The following is a 600-nucleotide window of genomic DNA, read 5'->3' as shown; positions in this document are numbered from 1 at the left end:
GTATCAGTTCATGTCTTTCGATAGGCCGAACGGAAACGGCTGGGAGGCACGCATCGAGGAATCTTCGGTGAAGGCGTACGCCGTCTGTGCCCGGTAACACTATGAGCTCATCCTCTTTCTTCCGTTCTGCCTTTGCCTGCCTGTCTGCAGCCTTCGCATTCACGCTTGTCGCACCAGCGAACGCGAGCTCCACTGGCGAGCGCGCCGCCTGCGTCGCAGCGGCGGCGGAGCGCTACGCGGTTCCTTCACCGCTGCTGCTTGCAGTGATGAGGACGGAGGGTGGTACGACCGGCCGCACGTCGCGTCCTAATGGGAATGGTTCGCTTGATCAGGGGCTAATGCAGATCAATGAAATCCACCTTCCCGAGCTCGCGCGCTACGGCATCTCGCGCGAGATGGTGATCCACAACGAGTGCGTCAACATCTTCATTGGCGCGTTCATCCTAAGCCGCGAGCTTGCGAAGCCTGGCGCTGACTACTGGACCAATGTCGGGGCGTACAACAGCCGGACGCCTTGCGAGCGGTTCTACTCGAAGGGCAAGAAGTGCCCAAACATCGAGTATCAGCGCAAGGTTGCCCAACACTTGGCCAACATACTCC

At 59.7% G+C, this 600-nt stretch carries 1 protein-coding gene; it reads left to right on the top strand.

All coding sequences use genetic code 11. From position 1 onward, the window contains the following. Positions 1–101: 101 nt before the first annotated feature. Positions 102–600 (top strand): lytic transglycosylase domain-containing protein (locus tag VG556_RS22335; protein WP_423180049.1); only part of this gene is annotated, 499 nt, incomplete at its 3' end.

It is taken from the genome of Stenotrophomonas sp. CASM106 (assembly GCF_049384825.1).
GTDB classification, from domain to species: Bacteria; Pseudomonadota; Gammaproteobacteria; order Xanthomonadales; family Xanthomonadaceae; genus Stenotrophomonas; species Stenotrophomonas muris.
This window is presented reverse-complemented; position numbering and strand designations above follow the sequence as displayed.